Genomic DNA, 21,376 nt, shown 5'->3' with positions numbered 1-21,376 from the left:
AAAAAGATTAAATTCATGCAGCATCTAAATCAACTATTAAACACCAAAAACTCAGAACTAGCCAAACTACTAAAATTTAGCCTCCACGGATTAGAGGCCACTTTAACTCAAGCTCATAAAGAACTTCCCGACGATCCAGGAACCCAAATATGCGACAAACTGCTGCAAGAACTCCGTAACTTATTGCAACCACAACCAGACACTAGTCCCATTATCCCATCCCCAAACGAACAAAAACTCAACCACCTACGAGAAACTTTTGAAACAGATCCAGAACTTAACTATTATCTAGGAAATTCTCCACTCCAAAGCCAGACAGACTCCGATTTATGGAACGAAATTCACCACAAATTATTACGAGTTCCAGAAGATTTAGCTATATCTTGGCGACAGCAAGCTCTAGAACTAGTTAAGGAAGTTGGTGCTGTAGAAGATAATTCTCATCTTTATCAAGTACCTTTTATGCGGGATGAACTTATTTACCCCGGACTTAGCGGTACTGTTACAACTAAAGGGTTATGTTTGTCTAAACAAGCACTTTTAAATTGTGAAATGACCCCAGAAAATGCATCTGAAAACATGCATTTATTAGCTGGGTTTTTGCTCCTATGTATAAATTTTATCGAAGTAGATCAAGATTTACATCATGCCTTAAAGAGCGTTTTTAGCTTTGATGTCGTTTCGTTGTCCTCCAAACCAGAACAGAAAAATCAATATATTGAAGCTTTAAGCGATCGCTTTCATCGTACCCAAAAAGCTGAGGAAAATACTGATCCTCTATTAACTCTACGTGCTTGGATTGACATGGATGAGGCCATTCACTCTTTAGTATTCATCCCCCCAGCTGAACGCTATTCGTGGTGGGGTAAGCTACAACAAGAATCACGGCGCATACTCAAAAAAGTCGCTGATAGAGCAAATATAGCTGGCCATAATGTACGGATTCGTCAATTATCAGGGCTTTATGCCGATATTTGTACCTTATCAAAAGATGACTTGCAACTAGAATGTGGCGGTGTTCCTGGAGAAGTTTTAACTTGTCTACGGGTGTATGCACGAATTAATCAACAAGAGTTTCCAGGACGCGTTATCTTTCGCTCATCACGCTAGACGCAGTGCCAGAGGCGATCGCATAACATAGATTTTTACGCAAAAAAAGCCGACAACATAAGTCTTTTGACTTTTAACTTCTAAGGCAGCGGTACTAGTATTATGAACTACATAGGAACTGTTAGCGGAGTCCCGTTATCTGTTGGTTTCAAGCTCAATATAAAAGGAACGGCTTTTAATACCCAATCAGAAATGGATGTGTAGTTAGCAGCTTCTTCCCCAAAGCTAATATCCAACATATCAGTATGAATAATTCCCGGATTGAGAGGAATCGCAGCCATCCCGCTAGGTAACTCTTGAGCTAAAGAACGAGTCAGCCCTTCAATAGCCCATTTAGATGCACAATAAGATGCAACTTGACCAGATGCAGACCGTCCCCAACCAGAACTAAAATTAACAATAATACCATGTTTGTTTTCTACCATTGCTGGAAGAAAATGGCGAATTATATTAACTACTCCTTTAATATTAATATCAATCAACTGGGAAAAATCATCAGACGGAACCTGCCACAAAGGCGCGGGATGATTAATAATTGCAGCATTGTTAATCAATATATCTGGTGGTTCATACTTGCTCAGTAAGTGTTTAGCCCAATCTTTTACTTGCTGCTCATTTGTCACATCTACAGCAGTAAAATCGTTTGGTGCTGTAAATTTCTGGCGTAGTTTTTCGATAGCTGCTGATGAGCGAGCGCAACCGACCACGGTGTGTCCATGATCAATAAAATGCTCGGTCATTGCGCGACCTAAACCTCGACTTGTACCAGTAATTAAGATGAGCTTGGTCATATTTTTATGCTATGAAAAATCTGCACAAATTTTATAAGATAGTATCATGTCCGATACAGACTTATTATTAGATTCCAAAGCAAAAGAGCTTTTGAGTTTTTGCAAAATACTCTAATTCATCAATTAATTAATCAGACATGATATTATATGACACTAAAAACTATCTAATTTACCTTGTATTCAGCAATCTCATAACTTAGCTTCCACTTCGGCAATGCGGTGAATAACTGGGATAACACTATCGGGATTTAAAGAAATCGAATCAATCCCTGCTTCAACTAGGAAGGCAGCAAAATCAGGGTAATCGCTTGGTGCTTGACCGCAAATACCAACTTTGCGATCGCTTTCATGGGCAGTTTCAATTAAGCGACGAATCATCCGCTTCACTGCTTCATTGCGTTCATCAAATAAATCTGCTAGTTCGGAAGAATCCCGATCTACACCCAAGGCTAATTGGGTTAAGTCATTACTACCAATAGAAAAACCATCAAAACGTTGAGAAAATTCTGCTGCTAACTCTACATTGGCGGGAATCTCCGCCATGACATAAACTTGCAGTGCATTTTCGCCCCGCTTTAAGCCGTTTTCTGCCATTACTTCCAGTACTTTGTCTGCTTCTTGGAGAGTACGACAAAAAGGAATCATCATGATGATGTTAGTCATGCCGATTTGTTCACGGGCGCGTTTCATGGCCTGACATTCCAAAGCAAAACCTGCACGGTAGCGATCGCTATAATACCGAGATGCCCCCCGAAATCCCAACATGGGATTTGATTCTGTTGGCTCAAATTGCTTGCCGCCAATCAAGTTAGCATATTCATTAGTTTTGAAATCACTCATCCGCACAATCACAGGCTGGGGATATTGGGAAGCGGCAATTTTAGCAATACCCCGCGTTAAATGATCGACGAAATATTCAGTTTTATCTGGATAACCTTGAGTTAAATTTTGAATTTGTTTGCGTGTGGCTTTGTCTTTTAATTGATCAAAATGCACCAGCGCCATCGGGTGAATTTTAATACTATTGTTAATGATAAATTCCATCCGCGCCAAGCCGATGCCATCACAAGGTAAACGCCACCAACGCAAAGCCGCCGCCGGACTGGCAATATTCATCATCACCTGGGTTTTAATTTCCGGCGTATCTTCTAAATTGACTTGTGCGGATTCAAACTCCAAAATATTCTTGTATACATAGCCTTGATCGCCTTCAGCACAGGAAATAGTGATTTCTTGCTCATCGTGCAGAACTTCCGTACCTTTATCTGTACCAACAATCGCCGGAATGCCTAACTCGCGGCTGACAATAGCTGCATGACAAGTACGTCCACCGTGATCTGTGATAATGCCAGCAGCGCGTTTCATAATGGGAACCCAATCAGGGTCAGTCATTTGGGTAACGAGAATTGCCCCATCTTGAAAGTGATTAATATCATCGGCACTTTCGATTAAACAAACCTTACCAGCTGCGATCGCTTCACCGATACTCACACCAGTAATAATTTTTTCACCCTTTTGTTTTAAAGAATAAGTTTTTAAGGCATCAGCTTGTTTTTGTGATTGCACAGTTTCTGGACGCGCCTGCACAATAAACAACTCGCTTGTTTCCCCATCCTTAGCCCATTCCATATCCATCGGCTTTTGATAATGGGCTTCAATAATGCTTGCCCAACGAGCTAATTGTAAAATCTCATCATCTGTCAACACAAATGATTGGCGTTCTTGTGCAGATGTATTGACATTTTTTGTAGAGTGGCTACCACCTTTGGCATAAATTAGCTTTTTTTGTTTGTCTCCCAAAGTCTTCTCAATAACAGGTTTGTAATCATCTTTTTTGAGCAAGGGTTTAAAAACTCGATACTCATCTGGTGTTACTGAACCTTGAACAACATTTTCACCTAATCCCCAGGCGGCATCAATCAATACTACATCTGGAAAACCTGTTTCCGTATCCAAAGAAAACATCACCCCAGCACTGCCTTGATCGGAGCGTACCATCTTCTGTACACCTACAGATAAAGCAACTTTTGTATGGTCAAAATTCTTTGCTTGGCGATAACTAATCGCTCTGTCGGTAAATAAGGAAGCGTAGCATTTACGACAAGCATCTAATAATTCGGCTTCACCAGTGATATTGAGAAATGTTTCTTGTTGACCAGCAAAACTAGCTTCTGGTAAATCTTCGGCTGTGGCGCTGCTTCTAACGGCAACATCAACTTCGGGGGTATCGTAGTTTTGGCTGAGTTTTTGATAAGCATCTTGAATTGCTGCTGTGATCTCTTCGGGAAAATCAGCAGACAAGAATAATCGACGGATGGATTTGCCGACTTTATCTAGGGGAGTTTTACCGCTTTTGAGTTCTTCTAAATGAGATTGGATTTTTTCTTTGAGATGATTTGCTTGCAAGAATTGCCAATAAGCATCGGCTGTGGTGGCGAAACCGTCAGGGACGCGGATACTTTGGTCTTTGAGTGTGCTGATCATTTCGCCTAAGGAGGCATTCTTACCGCCAACGATCGCCACATCATTGGAGTTAAGATCTTCAAACCAGCGGATATAGGGGTTTTTGTTTGTGGTGTTCATTGTTTTTTTTACTCACGCAAAGGCGCAAAGACGCAAAGAAGAAGGAAAAAATAATTTTACTTACGCCGAGACTTTTGTCGTTCCATAATTAATTTAGCGGGTTGTCCAATTATTAAAGGCACAAGACTCATAACTCCAACTACAAGCCAGCCTTGAAGTCCAGGGTTTGCTGTTTTGAGTACGTTGGAGAGGAATGGTAAGTATACTGCACTCAGCAATAAGCCTGTACAAAGAACTATGGCTCCCCAAATATAGGGGTTTTTGGTAATTTCGTTTTGCAGTAAACCAGATTTGCGATCGCGCATATTAAATACGTGCCATAATCGCCCAAAGGCTAAGGTCATAAATGAAATTGTCACTGCTTGTTGTTCGTTCAACCCCAGCCACTTGAAGGCTAAGGCAAACGCACCAAGTACAGAAATGGCAATAATCGTGCCGTAACCTGCGATCGCCCACCAATGACGACGAGTTAAGATAGATTCTTTGGGATGGCGCGGTGGTTGCTGCATTAAGGTGGGAGAACCTTCACCTACACCTAAAGCTAGTGCGGGAAAGACATCATTGACGACGTTGAGATATAAGATTTGCAGGGGTAATAATGGTAAAGGTGCATTCACCAAAGAAGCGATCGTCACGGCAATAATTTCACCCACGTTACCTGAAAGCAGATATAAAGTAAATTTGCGGATGTTATTAAAAATTGCTCGTCCCTGTTCCACAGCGGCAACAATGGAAGCGAAAGCGTCATCTTGCAGAATCATATCAGCAGCTTCTTTAGCAACTTGAGTTCCCCGTTGCCCCATTGCTACTCCAATATCAGCTTTCTTTAAGGCTGGTGCATCGTTGACACCATCTCCTGTCATCGCTACAACTGTTTGGTTGCGTTGATGCAAGTCTATTAAGTTGAGTTTTTGCTCTGGACTAACTCGCGCCAGGATAGATGCATTCAAAATACGCTGACGGTTTTCTGGTGATAATTCATCGGGGTTTTTCAGGTCTTTGCCTTGAATGACATCAGCATTTTCGTCATCAATTAAATTGACGGCAACTCCTACATGACGAGCTGTTACTGATTGGTCGCCAGTGACCATGACGACGCGAATCCCTGCATCTTGACATTCTTGAATCGCTGGACGAACTTCTTGCCGTGGTGGGTCGAGTAAGCCCACAACACCTAAAAAAGTTAAACCTTCGTAAGGTTTGGCATTTTGGTCAGCAACCGTTTTTTCTGCTAGTGCCAACATCCGTAAACCTTGGGCAGCTAATTGATTAGTTTTTTCTCGCCACTGTTGCCGATGTTCATCGTTTAGCTGTTGTTCTCCTGAGGTTGTGAGTATCTGGGAACAAGCTTTAAAAACAGATTCGGGTGCGCCTTTGACGGCATATCGATATTGATTGTCTACTTTGTGTATCGTAGCCATCATTTTTAAGTCCGGGTCGAAAGCTTCTTCCCGAACTTCTGGTATGTTTTCTAACAATTCTTGACGCTGTAATCCGGCTTTTGCACCCGCAATTAACAGCGCTACTTCCATTGGATCACCAACTACACGGCTTTCATTGGAGTCTTCGGGTTGCAAAGCAGCATTGTTGCAAAGTACACCAACTTCTAAAGCGTCTCGGAGAATTTGCTCATCTAAAGGCTGAATTTCTTGATCATTTTTAAGGAATTGACCTTTTGGTTCTAAAGCTTCACCAGTAACTTTGATTTCCCCAGAATCAACAGCCATGTGGGTAACAGTCATCCGATTCTCGGTCAGTGTCCCAGTTTTATCTGTGCAGATCACACTAGTAGCCCCTAGAGTTTCCACCGCCGAGAGTCGATTCACTAAGGCGTGGCGACGTGCCATCCGCCACATGCCTTGTGCTAAAGCTACTGTAGCGACAATTGGTAGCCCTTCTGGTACTGCTCCCACTGCTAAAGCGATCGCAGTTTCTACCATGACAATTATGTCTCTACCAGCGGCAATGCCAGCGATCGCTACTACTACTACAATTGCTAATGTTACCCAAACCAACCTTCGTCCTAGTTGATCGAGGCGTTTTTCTAAGGGTGTGCGTTCTTCTTCCCCGGCTTTGGCTGCTAAGTCGGAAATGTGACCTAATTCTGTCTCCATTCCCGTACCCACAACTACACCCTCACCCGAACCACGAGTCAGGGCAGTGCCGTTGTAGAGCATATTTTCTCGTTCTGCTAAAGGAGCATCTTCCGCTACAGGTTCCACACTTTTACTGACTGGTACTGATTCCCCTGTCAATGAAGACTCGTTGACTTGTAACCCAGATGCCTCAATAATTCGCAAATCGGCGGGAATCACATCACCGCTTTCTAAAACTACAACATCTCCTGGTACTAGTTCTGCCACGGGAATTTCTTGAACTTGTCCTTGGCGACGGACTTTAGTTGTAGTACTGGTGAGTTCTTGCAATGCTTGCATGGAGCGAACTGCTTGCAACTCCATAAAAAAACCGATCGCGGTATTAATGGCGATCGCTACTAAAATAGCTATACCTTCAATCCACTCTTGAAAGATAAAAGCCAAGATTGCCGCAACCGCTAATATCCCAATAATCAGACTTTTAAACTGATCAATGAAAATTTGCCAAATACTTCTGCCTTTAGTCTGTTCTAAGCGGTTTTCGCCATATTGCTGACGGCGTTGTTCTACTGCCGATTCAGTCAGTCCTTGATTCAGCTCAACATCAAGATTTTCAAGAATATCCTCCGATGCCAGTGTCCAAGGTTTTTTAAGAAACTCTGCCATTATTTGTGATCAATCTCCTCCCCTAGTGAAAGTTGGCGCGAAACTTAGTTCCCTTGTGTGCAAACAAGAAGGTTACCCCGCTGCTTTGGACTCATGGCATTACTAAACTCTTACCCATGCCCAATACCCAATGCCCCATGCCCTAAATTTAATTAACAGCTTGCAAACTACGAGATACTTTAACCATTTGCAGGGCTTCTCGAATCATCTGACTGGCATAACCCCATTCGTTGTCATACCAACTCATTACTTTTACCAAGTCACCATCAACGACTTGCGTCATATTCAAATCAATAATTGAAGCGCGAGTATCCTGAATAATATCGGATGAAACAATCGGATCTTTGGAAACACCCAAGATACCTTGATATCTTTCGCTGTCGGCTTCTTCACGGAAAATTTTATTAATTTCCTCGACAGTAGTTGCTTTTTCGGTAACAAAAGTAATGTCGGAAATCGAACCCACAGCCACCGGAACCCGCACAGCTACACCATCAAATTTACCTGAGTATTGTGTAAGAACTTGAGTAGTAGCGATCGCAGCTCCGGTTGTCGTTGGTACTATATTGGCAGCCGCAGCTCTCCCTCTACTAAATTTTTTATGGGGGCTATCCACCAATTCTTGAGAGCCAGTATAAGCATGAACTGTAGTCATAATCGCTTTTTTCACACCAATTCTTCTACCCATTACTTCCACAACAGGAGTGATGCAATTGGTCGTACAACTAGCACAGGAGATAATTTGATCTGATGCTTGGGTTTCATTAACACCGTAAACAATAGTATTAATTTCTTCACTTTTAGCTGGAGCCGATAAAATCACCTTTTTCGCTCCTGCTTTCAGGTGTTTTTCTAAGTCTTCTTGCTTTTTAAAAATCCCTGTACATTCAAAAACTACATCAACTTCTAACTCTTGCCAAGGCAGATTTTCTGGTTGTTTTTCATTAAAAAATTTATAGGTTTTACCATCAACTATTAAACTATTGCTATTACTTTCTACCTGTTTTTCATACTTGCCGTAAACAGTATCATATTTGAGTAAATAAGCTAGATTATCTGGTGGTACTAAGTCATTGATCGCTACTAATTCTAATTCCTTTTTATTGAGGATAATTTTAAAAATTGCTCTGCCAATTCTTCCTAATCCATTAATCACTACTTTAGTCATTATTTACCTCCTTTTTTATTTAAGACTAGCCCTCTTCTCTCTGCGCCTCTGCGTCTCTGCGGTTAGTAATTTATTTAACCACAGAGACGCAGAGAGCGCTGAGAAAAAACAAAAGATTTTTCAAGTCACCTTGATACCCCTATCGTCTGTCTGACTTGGGTTTTGACTGCTTCAACAATGGCATCAGCGTCTATTTTGGCAGCATGAAGTAGTTCTTCTGGTGTGCCTGAACCTGGCATTTCACTTACCGCCAGTTTAATTAGCTGTAGTTGCGAACCATCATCAGCAGGAGTACTGTTTGTACCAGCAAAAGCATCAAGCACCGCTGCACCTAAACCGCCTTCCATCCAGTGGTCTTCAACGACTACTAAATTACCCTCTGTATCTTGGGCAGCTTGATGAAGGGTCTGTACATCAATGGGTTTGACAGAATAAGCATCGATTACACGTACCATGATGCCTTCGTTTTTCAGGCGTTCATAAGCTTTGAGAGCTTCATGTAAAGTAATACCTGCACCAATCACAGCCGCTTGATCTTGATCGGAACTGCGAATTGTCTTGCTGCCACCAATGGGAAACTCAAAGTCAGAACTATAGATTATAGGTGTCTTTTCTCGTGTAGTGCGGAGGTAAACAATGCCATCGCGATCGCTCATTTGCTCTACTAGTTTTGCAGTCTGATTGGCATCACAGGGATAAAGTACAGTACTACTCCATACGGCGCGGAAGGCTGCTAAATCTTCCAATGCCATCTGAGAAGGGCCATCTTGACCAATAGATACCCCAGCATGGGAACCTACTAATTTAATGTTGGCACGAGATACAGCAGCCATTCGCACAAAATCATAGGCACGACTCAAAAAGGCAGCAAAGGTAGAAGCAAAGGGTTTGTAGTTTCTCACCTGTAAACCCACAGCAGCTGCTACCATTTGTTGTTCTGCAATGTACATTTCAAAGTAGCGCTCAGGATAAGCTTCGGCAAAATCTTCGGCGTAAGTGGAATTACTTACCTCTGCATCTAAAACAACCACATCGGGACGCGCCGCACCTAAAGCTTTGATGGTATCACCATAAGCTCGACGGGTCGCTACTTTTGCGTCTTTTTCATAAGTGGGCAGTTGCAGAGGTTGAGCGTTACCTGTGGTAGCAGGTTGGTTTTGTGTTTCGGGTTTCTTTACCTGAATTTCAATCTGACGTTCACCACCCAAGGAGGCGATCGCTTCCTTTTCTTGATCGGGTTTTAAGGCTTTGCCGTGCCAACCACCCAAGTCTTCTACCAAACTGACACCTTTACCCTTCTTAGTCCGAGCAATAATTACTGTAGGGCGATCGTTAATAGCCAAGGCGGCGTTAAATGCTTGATCAATTTCTGTCAAGTTATGACCATCAATTTCAATTGCTTCCCAGCCAAAGGCTTTAGCACGGTTGGCATAAGCGCGGGTATTCCAACCCAGTTCTGTTTGACCACGTTGCCCTAATCTATTGACATCGATAATGGCAATTAAATTATCTAGGGTATAGTGTGCAGCATGATCAAAAGCCTCCCAAACAGAGCCTTCAGCTGTTTCGCTATCTCCTAGTAATACCCAAACATTGTAGGGTAATTGATCTAAGTATTTGCCTGCCAAAGCCACACCTACACCAATTGGTAATCCTTGTCCCAAGGAACCAGTCGCCACATCAACCCAAGGTAAAACAGGCGTAGGATGTCCTTCTAAACGGCTGTTAAACTGGCGCAACGACAGCAATTCATCATCAGTAATTACCCCTGCTGCTTTATACATACTGTAAAGCAGTGGTGAAGCATGTCCTTTAGAAAGAATAAAGTGATCGTTATTAGGATTGTCTGGATTATCGAAGTCGTAGCAAAGATATTTGGAGAGTAAAACCGCCATCATATCGGCTGGTGACATAGAAGAGGTGGGATGACCCGAACCAGCAACGGTTGTAGCGCGAATACTATCGACACGGAACTGTTGTGCCAGTTCATGCCATTGCTGTAGTTGCTCCTGTGTGGTCATAGTCGTAATTCCTGCATGAACATCAAAGTTATTTGTGGCAGCTAGTTTCGCTGTTTTCCGAAGAAAACATAAACAAAATATATTTAAAGCAAAAGCTAAGTTTTTAACTACAAAAATTTTTTTACTTGATTGAGTTATAAAGTTATTAAAATATAAGAGGATATAAATGTTATTAATTTTAGCTGAGTTAATTTTTACTCTGTACTGGGTTTACTTTAGAGAGTAAAAGTTAAAATTGCTTCTTTCTAATGGAGTAATATTCTTTCTTTCTCAGGACATACAAAGTAAGTTCAGTAGCCATTATGCCCTGCGTATACTCAGTTAAAATATATGAAAAAAAAACTTTTTTCTTTGTGTCTTTAGGGAAACCTCACAATACCGTTCGGTTAAGGGATTGATTGGTTGAGGCAGGCAGGAGGAGAAAAAAATTAAATAAATAATAACCCTCTTTCCTACTTTGCCTCTCCTGTTTATCCGAATCGTATTGGGAAACCTTGTTCATGGCTTTTCTCAAGCAAGATTGTTTGTCTAGATATAGCAGTCCTAAATCATTTGTGAAAATTATCTATCTCTTTCTTCTTTCTTCACTTTGCGTCCTTGGCGTTCTTTGTGGTGGCCTACGGCAAGCCGCTTTGCGTCTACGTTTCCTTATCTATATTTTTCACAACTCAAATAGGATTGCTATATTTGATATTGCATAAACACCACAGGAACTCTAATCAGCTTTTTGGCTAATTGTGAGATTCCAAATTTACTTTTGAGAGATTGTGGCAAGTCCTCAAAAGAAACTGGTACAAAACCAAAACGGCTGTAAAACTGTGCTAGTCGCTCACCCAAACATTCAAGATACAATGGTTGCGTTGCTGTATTGATTAGATACTGTGTGAGAAAAGTACCTAAACCATGATTTCTCCAAGTTTGTGTAACAACTAAACTACCAAGTTCTTGTACACCTGAGAAATTACGTAACTGTCCACAGGCTACTAAATCTTTATTACATTCAATTACCCAAAATTGCTGCCACCGTAATTGTGTAGGGTCAAGTTTAGCTGAGAACACCAAAAATCGAATTGACCATTGTTCCGCAGAGGTTGCCTTGCGAAGAATACACCCACGCGGTAACGATAGACTACTCTGGTTCATTAATTACACTTTGATAGTTTAAATTAAGAGGCTCAGATCCCGGACTTTTTTGAAAAGTCCGGGATCTTGTTGTTCACGAATGATTTAGGACTGCTGTATCACAATCATCACATCATAACTGTGCGTTCGCTGCTTTTTTACTAATAATCAGAAATTAAGTTTTGCAGAGTAATGTTAACTGGAATCTTAAAGTCTTAATTACAAATTGCCTAACTTTTGATAATACCACAAAACGCTTTCGCAAAAATTATATTATCGTTAGATTGCGGAGATTGATGGGCATCTTAATAACAATAATCAATTCCCCAAGCAATTATCAATCTCCAAGCCCATGACATCCACAACACATCAATTCCCGGAAATATCTGGTTACACCATTACTGAGCAAATCTATTTAGGCTCTCGAACAGCAGTGTATAGAGCAGTACAGGATAAACAGCAACTTCCCGTGGTAATTAAGGTGTTGCAACGGGAGTACCCCACATTTGGGGAATTAGTACAGTTTCGCAATCAATATGCTATAGCCAAAAATCTACCCATTGCTGGTATTATCCCACCCCTGAGCCTAGAGCAATTTGGTAATGGTTATGCTTTGGTGATGGCAGATTGGGGTGGGATATCCCTAGAAAAATATATCCAGCAGCAATTAGACTTAACACAGAAATTAGCGATCGCCATTCAATTAGCTGACATCCTCCATGAGTTGTACTCTTGTCGAGTGATCCACAAAGATATCAAACCTGCTAACATCCTGATTCATCCAGAATCCCAGCAAGTTAAGCTGATTGACTTTAGCATCGCTTCGCTATTGCCGAAAGAAACCCAGGAAATCCAAAACCCCAATGTGTTAGAGGGAACCCTAGCTTATTTAGCACCAGAACAAACAGGACGAATGAATCGGGGTATCGATTATCGCAGTGATTTTTATGCCTTCGGTGTTACCCTGTATCAATTATTTACAAATTGCTTACCCTTCATTACCGACGACCCCTTGGAATTGGTTCATTGTCATATCGCCAAGATTGCCACACCTGTTGATCAAGTAAATACCGATGTACCGAAAATGCTGGGGGCAATTGTTGCCAAATTGATGGCGAAAAATGCTGAAGACCGTTATCAAAGTGCTTTAGGAATCAAGCATGATTTGCAATTTGGTTTAAACCAGTGGAAACAAACAGGGTCAATTACTGAGTTTGCATTGGGACAGAGGGACTTATGCGATCGCTTGCTTATCCCTGAAAAACTCTACGGACGAGAAGCCGAAGTACAAGCTTTGCTAGATGCTTTTGAGCGGGTTGCCACAGGTGCTTCAGAATTAATGTTAGTGGCTGGATTCTCTGGCATTGGAAAAACAGCCGTTATCAATGAAGTACATAAGCCCATCCTCAAGCAACGGGGTTACTTCATCAAAGGAAAATTTGACCAGTTTAATCGTAATATTCCCTTCTCAGCTTTTGTACAAGCCTTTCGGGATTTGATCGGGCAATTACTTAGTGAAAGTGATACCCAACTGCAAACCTGGAAAACTCAAATTTTAGCAGCACTGGGAGAGAATGCCCAAGTCATTATTGAACTGATTCCCGAACTGAAGCGGATTATTGGCAATCAACCCCCTGCACCAGAATTATCGGGAACCGCAGCCCAAAATCGGTTTAATTTACTCTTCCAAAGGTTCATTCGGGTATTTACCACCACCGAACATCCATTGGTGATGTTCCTCGACGATTTGCAATGGGCAGATTCGGCTTCGCTGAATTTGATTCAGGTGTTAATGTCTGAGGTGAAAACGGGCTGTTTATTGCTGTTGGGAGCATATCGGGATAATGAAGTCTTTGCTGCCCACCCATTGATGTTGACTCTCAATGGCATGGAAAAGGCCGGGGCAACAATCCACACCATCACCCTCCAAACCCTGAATTTTACCAGTCTCAATCATCTGATTGCAGATACTCTTCATGCTGAGTCAGAATTAGTGAAACCACTGACAGAACTGGTAATACAGAAAACTCAAGGCAATCCTTTTTTTGCTACCCAGTTTCTCAAGGCATTACATCAAGAGCAGTTAATTACTTTTGACCGCAATGCCGGACATTGGCAGTGTGATATTGTGCAAGTGCGGGATGCGGCATTGACCGATGATGTGGTCGAATTTATGGCATTGCAGTTACAAAAGCTGCCAGAATCGACCCAAGAGATTTTAAAACTAGCAGCTTGTGTTGGAGCGCAGTTTGATTTAGAAACGTTGGCAATTGTCTCGGAGCAATTTCAAACTGAGGTAGCAACAACACTATGGAAAGCTTTGCAGGAAGGTTTGATTTTGCCGCAAAGCGAACTTTACAAATTCTACTTAGGAGAAGCTCAAACAACGGAAAACCAACCGAATGAAACGCTGAATTATAAGTTTCTGCACGATCGCATTCAACAAGCTGCTTATTCTTTGATTCCTGACGACCAAAAACAGGTGACACACCTCACTATTGGAAAATTGCTATTAAAAAACAGTAATCCATCTTTTCAAGATAGTCATTTATTTGAAATTGTTCATCAGTTAAATTGTGGTATTTCACTGATTACCGAATTAGACCAACGTTATCAATATGCTCAATTAAATTTACAAGCAGGTTACAAGGCTAAAGACTCTACTGCATATAATGCAGCCCTAGATTATTGTAACACAGGAATACAATTCCTCCCGACAGATAGCTGGGATAAAAACTATAATTTGACACGTTATATATACGAATTAGCAGCAGAAGTAGCATTACTTAGCTGTAATTTTGAACAGATGGATACTTTAATTCAGATAGTTTTAAAAAACACAAATAACTTGTTAGAACAAGTCAAAATTTATGAAATAAAACTTCAAGCTTATCAAGTACAAAATCAGCAGATGCAAGCGATTAAAATTGGACGAGAAATCCTGCAAAAGCTAGGAGTTATACTGCCAGAATCTATTACACTTTCAGATATTCAACAACAGGTACAACACACCCTGACTCAGCTATCAAACTATACTTTTGAAGACTTAATTAATTTACCCATCACCCAGAATGCTACTGCTACGGCAGCAGGGCGAATCATGACGAGTTTAGTTCCTTCGATTCATCAGGCTAATCCCCTCTTATTTCCAATTATTGCCTGTGAAGAGGTTAATCTATCCTTGCAATACGGTAACTCGCCTTTCTCCGCACCGGGATATGCAGATTTTGGTATTATTGTTAACTCTGTGTTGAATCAAATCGAAGTAGGTTATCGTTTTGGGCAACTTGCACTTCAGTTAATGGAAAAATTTAATCAAAGTTCTGTTCTGAGCATGGTTCTGTTCAAAGTTGCCGCATTTAATCAATCCAATCAACAAAATATACGAAATGCAATTTCTTTATTAAATAAATCCTACCAAGTTTCAATAGAAACAGGCGATTCTGTTCACGCGCTTGTTTCGACTTCATTTAGATTATTCTACTCATATTTGAGTGGAGAAAAATCTTTACCAGATTTATTAGAAGAGGTTGAAGTTTACCAATCCAAATTTGCAACGAGTCAACATTTCCTGAGTTGGGTACATATTATTCGCTCATCTATTCATAATTTTATTGAGTTGAGTGATAATCCAGATTGTCTGGGGTCGATTGATACTGAGAATAAACAATTATCTATTCTACTCACAGAAAATGATGAGTTAGCTCTGCATTTATTTTACTTGAGTAAATTAATACTGAGTTATTCATTCGGTTGTTTTGAGACTGCGATTCAGATAGCAGATCGGGGAGTTCAATATCTGAAAGCTGGTACTAGTATGCCATCAGCACCAGCTTACTACTACTACGATTCATTAACCCGGTTAAAATTATATTCCAATCTTCAGCCTTCATCTGAGGAAGAGCTTTTATCGAAAGTTGATTCAAACCAGAAAAATCTCTTGGTTTACGTGAATGCTGCTCCAATGAATTATCAGCATAAATATTACTTGGTAGAAGCAGTGCGTTTACATGGGTTGGGTAAACGAGTGGAGGCTTTAGAATTTTTTGATCGCGCCATTGCTGGAGCAAAAGCCAATGGCTATATCCAAGAAGAAGCTCTCGCCAATGAACTTGCTGCAAAATTCTATCTCGATTGGGGGAAAGAAAAAGTTGCGAGTGGCTATATGCAGGAAGCCTACTACTGTTACAGTCGCTGGGGTGCTAAAGCCAAAATCCATGATTTAGAACAGCGCTACCCCAAACTACTCCGTCCCATTTTGCAGCAAGCAGAGGTATCATCTGGTATCTTGAACACCGTGATCACAATCTCCCCATTAACTGCGTCTATTAGTTCCAATAGTCACAAAAGCTCCAATAATACCACCATCAATCAAGCCCTCGATTTTGCGGCGATTCTCAAAGCTTCTCAAGCTCTATCCAGCACCATTGAACTCGATCGACTGTTAAATCAACTCACCCAGATTATTCTACAAAATTCAGGAGGCGATCGCTGTGCATTAATTCTGCCAGACGAGACAGGAGAATGGGAAGTCCGAGCCATTGCCACACCAGAGGATACAAAACTTTGTGCCGAACCCCTTGCCAATAATCCCAATCTGCCAGTGAAATTTATTCAGTATGTCAAAAATACCCAAGAAATTGTGGTCATCAACGAACTGAAAACAGATTTACCCGTGATTGATGACTACCTCAGACAACGCCAACCCAAGAGTTTGCTGTGTTTACCACTGCTCAATCAAGGTCAGCTGATTGGTATTTTATATCTTAAAAATCACTTTACCGTTGGTGCATTTACTAGGGAACGCGTGGAAGTATTAAACTTCCTTTGTACCCAAGCAGCAATTTCTTTGAAAAATGCTCAACTGTATCAACAAGAACAGAGAAAATCCCACGAAATTGCCCAAAAAGAAGCAGAATATCGCAGTATTTTTGAAAATGTTAATGATGGGCTAAGTATAGTTGATTTAACAACCGGAAAGGCTGTTGCTGTGAATCCGACTATGTGTCAAATGCATGGTTACACTTTGGAAGAATGGTCAACAGTCCAGCCTGGGGATTTTATTCACGAAAGTTGCCTGCACGAGTTCGCAAATTTCATAGAAGTTCTCAATCGAGGTGAGGAATTTTATACCCAGGCACTAGATGTTAGTAAAGATGGTCATATTTTTGATGTGGAAGTCAAAGCCGTACCTTTTATGTATCAGGGGAAAATCCACGCATTGTCGATTGTGCGAGATATTAGCGATCGCAAACAGGCTGAAAATGCTTTGCGGCAAAAATCTCAAGAATTGGAACAAGCATTAATACAATTACAAAATACGCAATTGCAAGTAGTACAAAGCGAAAAAATGGCATCTCTGGGAAATCTTGTTGCTGGAGTAGCTCACGAAATCAACAACCCCATCGGCTTCCTCAATGGCAGCATCAACAATGCCAAAGAATATGTGCAAGACTTGTTGAAGCATTTGGAAATGTACCAAGAACAGCAGCCCCCCAATGATTTGGTACAAGAAAGTGCTGAAGAAATTGACTTAGAATTTTTATCGTCAGACTTGCCCAAGTTGCTTGATGCGATGAAAGGAGCTACTAATCGTATCAAGTCCATTAGTACAAGTTTGCGTACTTTCTCTCGTGCTGATACTGACCACAAAGTTAGCGCCAATCTCCATGAAGGACTCGATAGTACTTTGTTGATTTTGAAATATCGTCTCAAAGCTAACGAGCATCGTCCAGCAATTGAAGTTACAAACGACTACGGTGATTTACCGACAATTGAATGCTTCCCCGGACAGTTAAACCAAGTATTTATGAATATTTTGGCAAATGCCATTGATATGTTTGATGAAATGGCACAAACTCAATCCTTTAAAGAATTAGAAGCCAATCCTCAAAAAATTACTATTCGCACTAGCATCGAATCCAACCAAGTACATATTCGTATTCGCGATAATGGTAAAGGCATGAGTGACGATGTGCAAGCCAAAATCTTTGACCATTTGTTTACCACCAAAGAAGTAGGTAAGGGTACGGGATTGGGATTGGCGATCGCCCGTCAAATTGTGGTGGAAAAACATAGTGGTAGTCTAAATGTCTGGTCTGAGCTTGGTCAAGGAACAGAGTTCTGCATCAGTTTACCCATTGGTAGCGCGTAAGACAGCACGGGAGCATCTGCCAATAAACAATACTTTCGACAGAGGAGCCAATTAGCCATAACCAGATTTTAGATAGATAAATTCATACCCATGATTTTCTATGATAGTGCCAATATTAAATGGTAGGAGCGTTCATCATGGCTGAAGAAAACAAATCTAAGAATCAAGATACACCTGCTGCTTCAGGTGGTTACCAAACTCCAATTGAGGAAGACATTCGCAAGACTGGCACTGCGGCTCAATCTGATGGTAAAAAAAGTGCCTCACCAGAAGCACCAGGAGAAGATACTGTAGCAGGTAGCCCTAATCAGGGAACTGAATCACGCTAATTGATTTAAACTGTCCCAAGTTGAAATCCTCTAATCGGCTTTTCTCTAATAACCTCAATGCAATAAAACTAGAGTGGATAATTGTGATTCTAAAACACAATTATCCACTCTTTTTGTTGGTATAGCCGTAGCCACATAGGTTAGGACATTTGAAAAGCATGAATGCTCTTGATGGCAGTAGTTTTACCTTCTGCCTTCTGCTATAACAAAACTTTCTTGAACAAGATTTAGGAAAGTTAAATAATTAGGCTTTTTTAATTAAGACAAACTGCGATACCAAGCTTCACCCTCACAAAAGAAGCCTACCGTGTACACACATCACTGTACAAAACCAAAATCGTTGTAGATCCTCCTAAATCCTCCTTAAAAAGGAGGACTTTGAGAGGTTTTTGCCCCCTTTTTTAACTACTTAGCTATATGTCGATTAAAAAAGCATTTAGCTATTAACATGATTTTACGATCGCCTGTGAACGCTTCGACTGTATCATTTTCTTCAGGAGTCAGTAGTAGCTTGTCGTAATAGCTAACACTGATTTGGTTGTTAGTTATACTTGCGTGAGTATTCATGAACAGATTATTAGAAAAATTTGTTGCAGCTGGTTTTAGCTTGGCATTACTGCTGCTGTGTGGCGTGGGAACAGTCTCCTATCTGAGCATTCAAAGGCTGAGGGCAGAAAAGCAATGGGTCATTCATACTTATGAAGTTTTAGAACTTCTTGCTCGTATACGGATTGGTCTTGGTAATGCCGAAAGTGCAAAAAGTAGTTACATGCTCACCCAAAAAGCAGTTGATCGAGAAACTTATAATACGGAGAAGCAAAAAGTCTATCAGACGCTCAAGTCAGTACGACACCTAATCAGTAATAATACTGGTCAAATAAAGCGGCTTGATACAATTGAACCCCTAATTGTCCAAAGATTTACTTTACTTGAACAGTCAATAAACTTGTTGGCACAGAGAAACTTAGACCAGACAAGTCAAATGGCTATTACCGAGCAGTTGATAAAAGTACGTATAAAACTTCGGTCTGTCAACAGAGCAATGGAAAATGAGGAAAAAACCTTATTAAAACAACAGACAGCAATAACAGATGCTATTTTTTATCAAATCATTGTTGTGGTGAGTCTGGGATATGGTTTAAGTATTGTCCTGCTAATTGTGGTTTACTTACTCCTGCAAAAGCAAATTCGCATTAACAAGGCTTTATCGCAAGAAGCTATTCTTTTAGAGCAGCAAGCCGCAAAAGCTAAACTGGCAGATATTTTAGAGACGGTGACAGATGCTTTTGTTAGTCTTGATTGCAACTGGTGCTACACCTATATCAATCAAAGAGCAGGCAAAATTTTCAATCGCCACCCAGAAGATTTAATTGGCAAAAACATTTGGGAAGAGTTACCGGAAGGTGTTGGACAAAAGTTTTATCACGCCTACTACCAAGCTATGGCAGAACAGCGAGTAATTGAGATAGAAGAATATTATCCACCTTGGGATCGTTGGTTTGAAAATCGTATTTACCCGTCTTCAGAAGGACTATCAATTTTCTTTCAAGACATTACTCGACGCAAACTAGCAGAAATAGCCTTAGAAAGAAATGAAAGACGTTATCGCTCATTGGTGATTGCCACTTCTCAAGCTATCTGGATAACTGATATTAATGGCAATGTAGTAGAAGATATTCCCTCTTGGAGAAATTTAACAGGGCAAAGTGAGGCAGAAGTCAAGGGGAGAGGACGACTTAATGCAATTCATCCCGAAGATCGAAAATTGACAGAGCTATTATGGAATCAGGCGCTGACAACAAAAAGTGTTTACAGAACTGAGCATCGTGTACGAGTTGCTGATGGTAGTTATCGATTTTTTGCCGCGCGTGCAGTTCCCGTCTTGGATGACAATGATGAAATTCAAGAGTGGGTAGGTGCTAATACTGATATCACCGAACGCAAACTTGCTGAAGCCTTATTGCAACAAGCAAACGAAGATTTAGAAACCAAAGTAGAACAACGAACAGCAGAATTACAAAAGCTGAATGAAGAACTTAAACGCTCTAATCAAGAGTTAGAGCAATTTGCTTATGTAGCTTCCCATGATTTACAAGAACCACTACGAGCTGTGACAGGTTATAGTCAACTCTTAGGACAGGAATATCAAGACCGCCTCGACGAATCTGCCCAAGAATATCTAAGTTATATCGTGGATGGGGCAACCCGGATGCAGCGTTTGATTCAAGACTTGCTGGCTTTTTCTCGCGTGGCCACTCGCGGTCAGGAATTTACTCGTGTTGACTGTAATGCTGCACTCAATATAGCTCTGGGTAATTTACATGTAGCGATCGCCGAAAGTCAAGCCATCATCACTCATGATCCTTTGCCACAGTTACTTGCTGATAAAACCCAAATGGTGCAATTATTTCAAAATTTGCTCGGTAATGCTATCAAGTTTCGCCAAAAAGATCAACCTCCAAAAATTCATATCGGTGCAGTGCAAAAAGATGTAGAAGCAACAGAAGAACTCCCCACTCCTCACTCTCCAGAATGGCTAATCTGGGTACAAGATAATGGCATCGGTATCAAGTCTCAGTATCTTGACCGTATATTTGAGGTTTTCCGACGGCTACATACTCGTAGAGAATTTACTGGTACAGGTATTGGTCTAGCTATCTGCAAAAAAATCGTTGAGCGTCACGGAGGTCGAATCTGGGCTGAGTCTGAGCTAGGTATAGAGACAATATTTTATTTAACTTTGAATGCAAAATAAGTTACCTTATAGTTGTGAGTTTTATATCAATCTAATAAATGCTTAGTAACTGCATGGTTAATAATCAGTCATTCCGACATATTGAAATTCTTTTAATTGAAGATTCGCCTAGCGATGCGAACCTCACCATCAAAGGCTTTCTCAATGCCAAAATCGCTAACAATTTGCACTGGGTTGAAGATGGTGAAACTGCGATAAATTACCTACAACAGCAAGGAGAGTTTGCTGATGCACCTCGTCCAGACTTAATTTTGCTCGATTTAAATTTGCCAGGAATGGATGGGCGCGAAGTCTTAACAGAAATCAAATCAAATCCAAATCTCAAATGTATTCCTGTTGTCGTACTTACAACTTCAACTGATGAACAGGACATCCTCCGTTCTTATAATCTTAGTGCTAATTGCTATGTCACAAAACCCCTAGATGTTTATCAGTTCATTCAAGTTGTGCATTTAATTAAAGATTTTTGGTTAGCAGCAGTAGCCCTTCCACCAGATTAATAGGTTTAACAATTTCGCTTGTAAATCAGCAGATGAAGTACTTTCTAACAAATAGAAATCAAGTGAGAGTTAAGCAAACTT

12 protein-coding genes are annotated in these 21,376 nt (G+C 40.8%); 5 read left to right on the top strand and 7 right to left on the bottom strand.

Features of this window, described 5'->3' with window-relative positions; all coding sequences use genetic code 11:
- Window positions 1–15: 15 nt before the first annotated feature.
- On the top strand, window positions 16–1,110 hold the full coding sequence (locus QI031_RS15995; protein WP_281480653.1) for a hypothetical protein: 1,095 nt from the start codon (window positions 16–18) through the stop codon (window positions 1,108–1,110).
- Between the two features lie 107 nt (window positions 1,111–1,217).
- Here the strand turns inward: QI031_RS15995 and QI031_RS15990 are convergent, their stop codons facing one another.
- The 6 genes from QI031_RS15990 to QI031_RS15965 form a co-directional block, all read right to left on the bottom strand.
- On the bottom strand, window positions 1,218–1,901 hold the full coding sequence (locus tag QI031_RS15990; protein WP_281480652.1) for an SDR family oxidoreductase: 684 nt from the start codon (window positions 1,899–1,901) through the stop codon (window positions 1,218–1,220).
- A 189-nt stretch (window positions 1,902–2,090) separates the two neighbouring features.
- On the bottom strand, window positions 2,091–4,484 hold the full coding sequence (ppsA, locus tag QI031_RS15985) for a phosphoenolpyruvate synthase (protein ID WP_281480651.1): 2,394 nt from the start codon (window positions 4,482–4,484) through the stop codon (window positions 2,091–2,093).
- Between the two features lie 56 nt (window positions 4,485–4,540).
- Window positions 4,541–7,246 carry a cation-translocating P-type ATPase gene (locus QI031_RS15980; protein WP_281480650.1) on the bottom strand — a complete coding sequence of 902 codons (2,706 nt, stop codon included), beginning with the start codon at window positions 7,244–7,246 and terminating at the stop codon, window positions 4,541–4,543.
- Between the two features lie 148 nt (window positions 7,247–7,394).
- The gene (gene gap / locus QI031_RS15975) at window positions 7,395–8,414 is read right to left on the bottom strand and encodes a type I glyceraldehyde-3-phosphate dehydrogenase (RefSeq protein WP_281480649.1); all 1,020 of its coding nucleotides are present in this window, start codon (window positions 8,412–8,414) and stop codon (window positions 7,395–7,397) included.
- A 125-nt stretch (window positions 8,415–8,539) separates the two neighbouring features.
- On the bottom strand, window positions 8,540–10,435 hold the full coding sequence (locus QI031_RS15970) for a transketolase (protein WP_281480648.1): 1,896 nt from the start codon (window positions 10,433–10,435) through the stop codon (window positions 8,540–8,542).
- A gap of 681 nt (window positions 10,436–11,116) precedes the next feature.
- Window positions 11,117–11,578 (bottom strand): GNAT family N-acetyltransferase, encoded by a 462-nt coding sequence (locus QI031_RS15965; protein ID WP_281480647.1) that lies wholly within the window; start codon window positions 11,576–11,578, stop codon window positions 11,117–11,119.
- Window positions 11,579–11,909: 331 nt separating this feature from the next.
- On the opposite strand from QI031_RS15965, the gene QI031_RS15960 reads away from it, so the two are divergent.
- Both QI031_RS15960 and QI031_RS15955 read left to right on the top strand, forming a co-directional pair.
- Entirely contained in the window at window positions 11,910–17,711 is a 5,802-nt protein-coding gene (locus QI031_RS15960) for an AAA family ATPase (RefSeq protein WP_281480646.1), read from the top strand.
- 137 nt (window positions 17,712–17,848) lie between these two features.
- On the top strand, window positions 17,849–18,040 hold the full coding sequence (locus QI031_RS15955; RefSeq protein WP_281480645.1) for a hypothetical protein: 192 nt from the start codon (window positions 17,849–17,851) through the stop codon (window positions 18,038–18,040).
- Window positions 18,041–18,445: 405 nt separating this feature from the next.
- On the opposite strand, the gene QI031_RS15950 is transcribed toward QI031_RS15955, so the two are convergent.
- Window positions 18,446–18,607, bottom strand: coding sequence for a hypothetical protein (locus QI031_RS15950; RefSeq protein ID WP_281480644.1), 162 nt, complete (start codon window positions 18,605–18,607; stop codon window positions 18,446–18,448).
- Here QI031_RS15950 and QI031_RS15945 point away from each other — a divergent pair.
- Together QI031_RS15945 and QI031_RS15940 are read left to right on the top strand one after the other, a co-directional pair.
- Window positions 18,606–20,795 (top strand): PAS domain S-box protein, encoded by a 2,190-nt coding sequence (locus QI031_RS15945; RefSeq protein ID WP_281480643.1) that lies wholly within the window; start codon window positions 18,606–18,608, stop codon window positions 20,793–20,795. The two genes, QI031_RS15950 and QI031_RS15945, sit on opposite strands and share 2 nt — an antisense overlap.
- Before the next feature lie 53 nt (window positions 20,796–20,848).
- Window positions 20,849–21,295, top strand: coding sequence for a response regulator (locus QI031_RS15940; protein WP_281480642.1), 447 nt, complete (start codon window positions 20,849–20,851; stop codon window positions 21,293–21,295).
- Window positions 21,296–21,376 lie beyond the last annotated feature (81 nt).

This window comes from Halotia branconii CENA392, assembly GCF_029953635.1.
GTDB lineage: Bacteria > Cyanobacteriota > Cyanobacteriia > Cyanobacteriales > Nostocaceae > Halotia > Halotia branconii.
The sequence above is the reverse complement of the archived record's forward strand: the minus strand, read 5'-3'. Positions and strand labels throughout refer to the sequence as shown.

What these genes read in the sequence shown, in the direction of transcription:
- QI031_RS15995 (WP_281480653.1), top strand. Translation starts at nt 16, where the DNA reads ATGCAGCATCTAAATCAACTATTAAACACCAAAAACTCAGAACTAGCC.
- QI031_RS15990 (WP_281480652.1), bottom strand. Translation starts at nt 1,901, where the DNA reads ATGACCAAGCTCATCTTAATTACTGGTACAAGTCGAGGTTTAGGTCGC.
- ppsA (WP_281480651.1), bottom strand. Translation starts at nt 4,484, where the DNA reads ATGAACACCACAAACAAAAACCCCTATATCCGCTGGTTTGAAGATCTT.
- QI031_RS15980 (WP_281480650.1), bottom strand. Translation starts at nt 7,246, where the DNA reads ATGGCAGAGTTTCTTAAAAAACCTTGGACACTGGCATCGGAGGATATT.
- gap (WP_281480649.1), bottom strand. Translation starts at nt 8,414, where the DNA reads ATGACTAAAGTAGTGATTAATGGATTAGGAAGAATTGGCAGAGCAATT.
- QI031_RS15970 (WP_281480648.1), bottom strand. Translation starts at nt 10,435, where the DNA reads ATGACCACACAGGAGCAACTACAGCAATGGCATGAACTGGCACAACAG.
- QI031_RS15965 (WP_281480647.1), bottom strand. Translation starts at nt 11,578, where the DNA reads ATGAACCAGAGTAGTCTATCGTTACCGCGTGGGTGTATTCTTCGCAAG.
- QI031_RS15960 (WP_281480646.1), top strand. Translation starts at nt 11,910, where the DNA reads ATGACATCCACAACACATCAATTCCCGGAAATATCTGGTTACACCATT.
- QI031_RS15955 (WP_281480645.1), top strand. Translation starts at nt 17,849, where the DNA reads ATGGCTGAAGAAAACAAATCTAAGAATCAAGATACACCTGCTGCTTCA.
- QI031_RS15945 (WP_281480643.1), top strand. Translation starts at nt 18,606, where the DNA reads ATGAACAGATTATTAGAAAAATTTGTTGCAGCTGGTTTTAGCTTGGCA.
- QI031_RS15950 (WP_281480644.1), bottom strand. Translation starts at nt 18,607, where the DNA reads ATGAATACTCACGCAAGTATAACTAACAACCAAATCAGTGTTAGCTAT.
- QI031_RS15940 (WP_281480642.1), top strand. Translation starts at nt 20,849, where the DNA reads ATGGTTAATAATCAGTCATTCCGACATATTGAAATTCTTTTAATTGAA.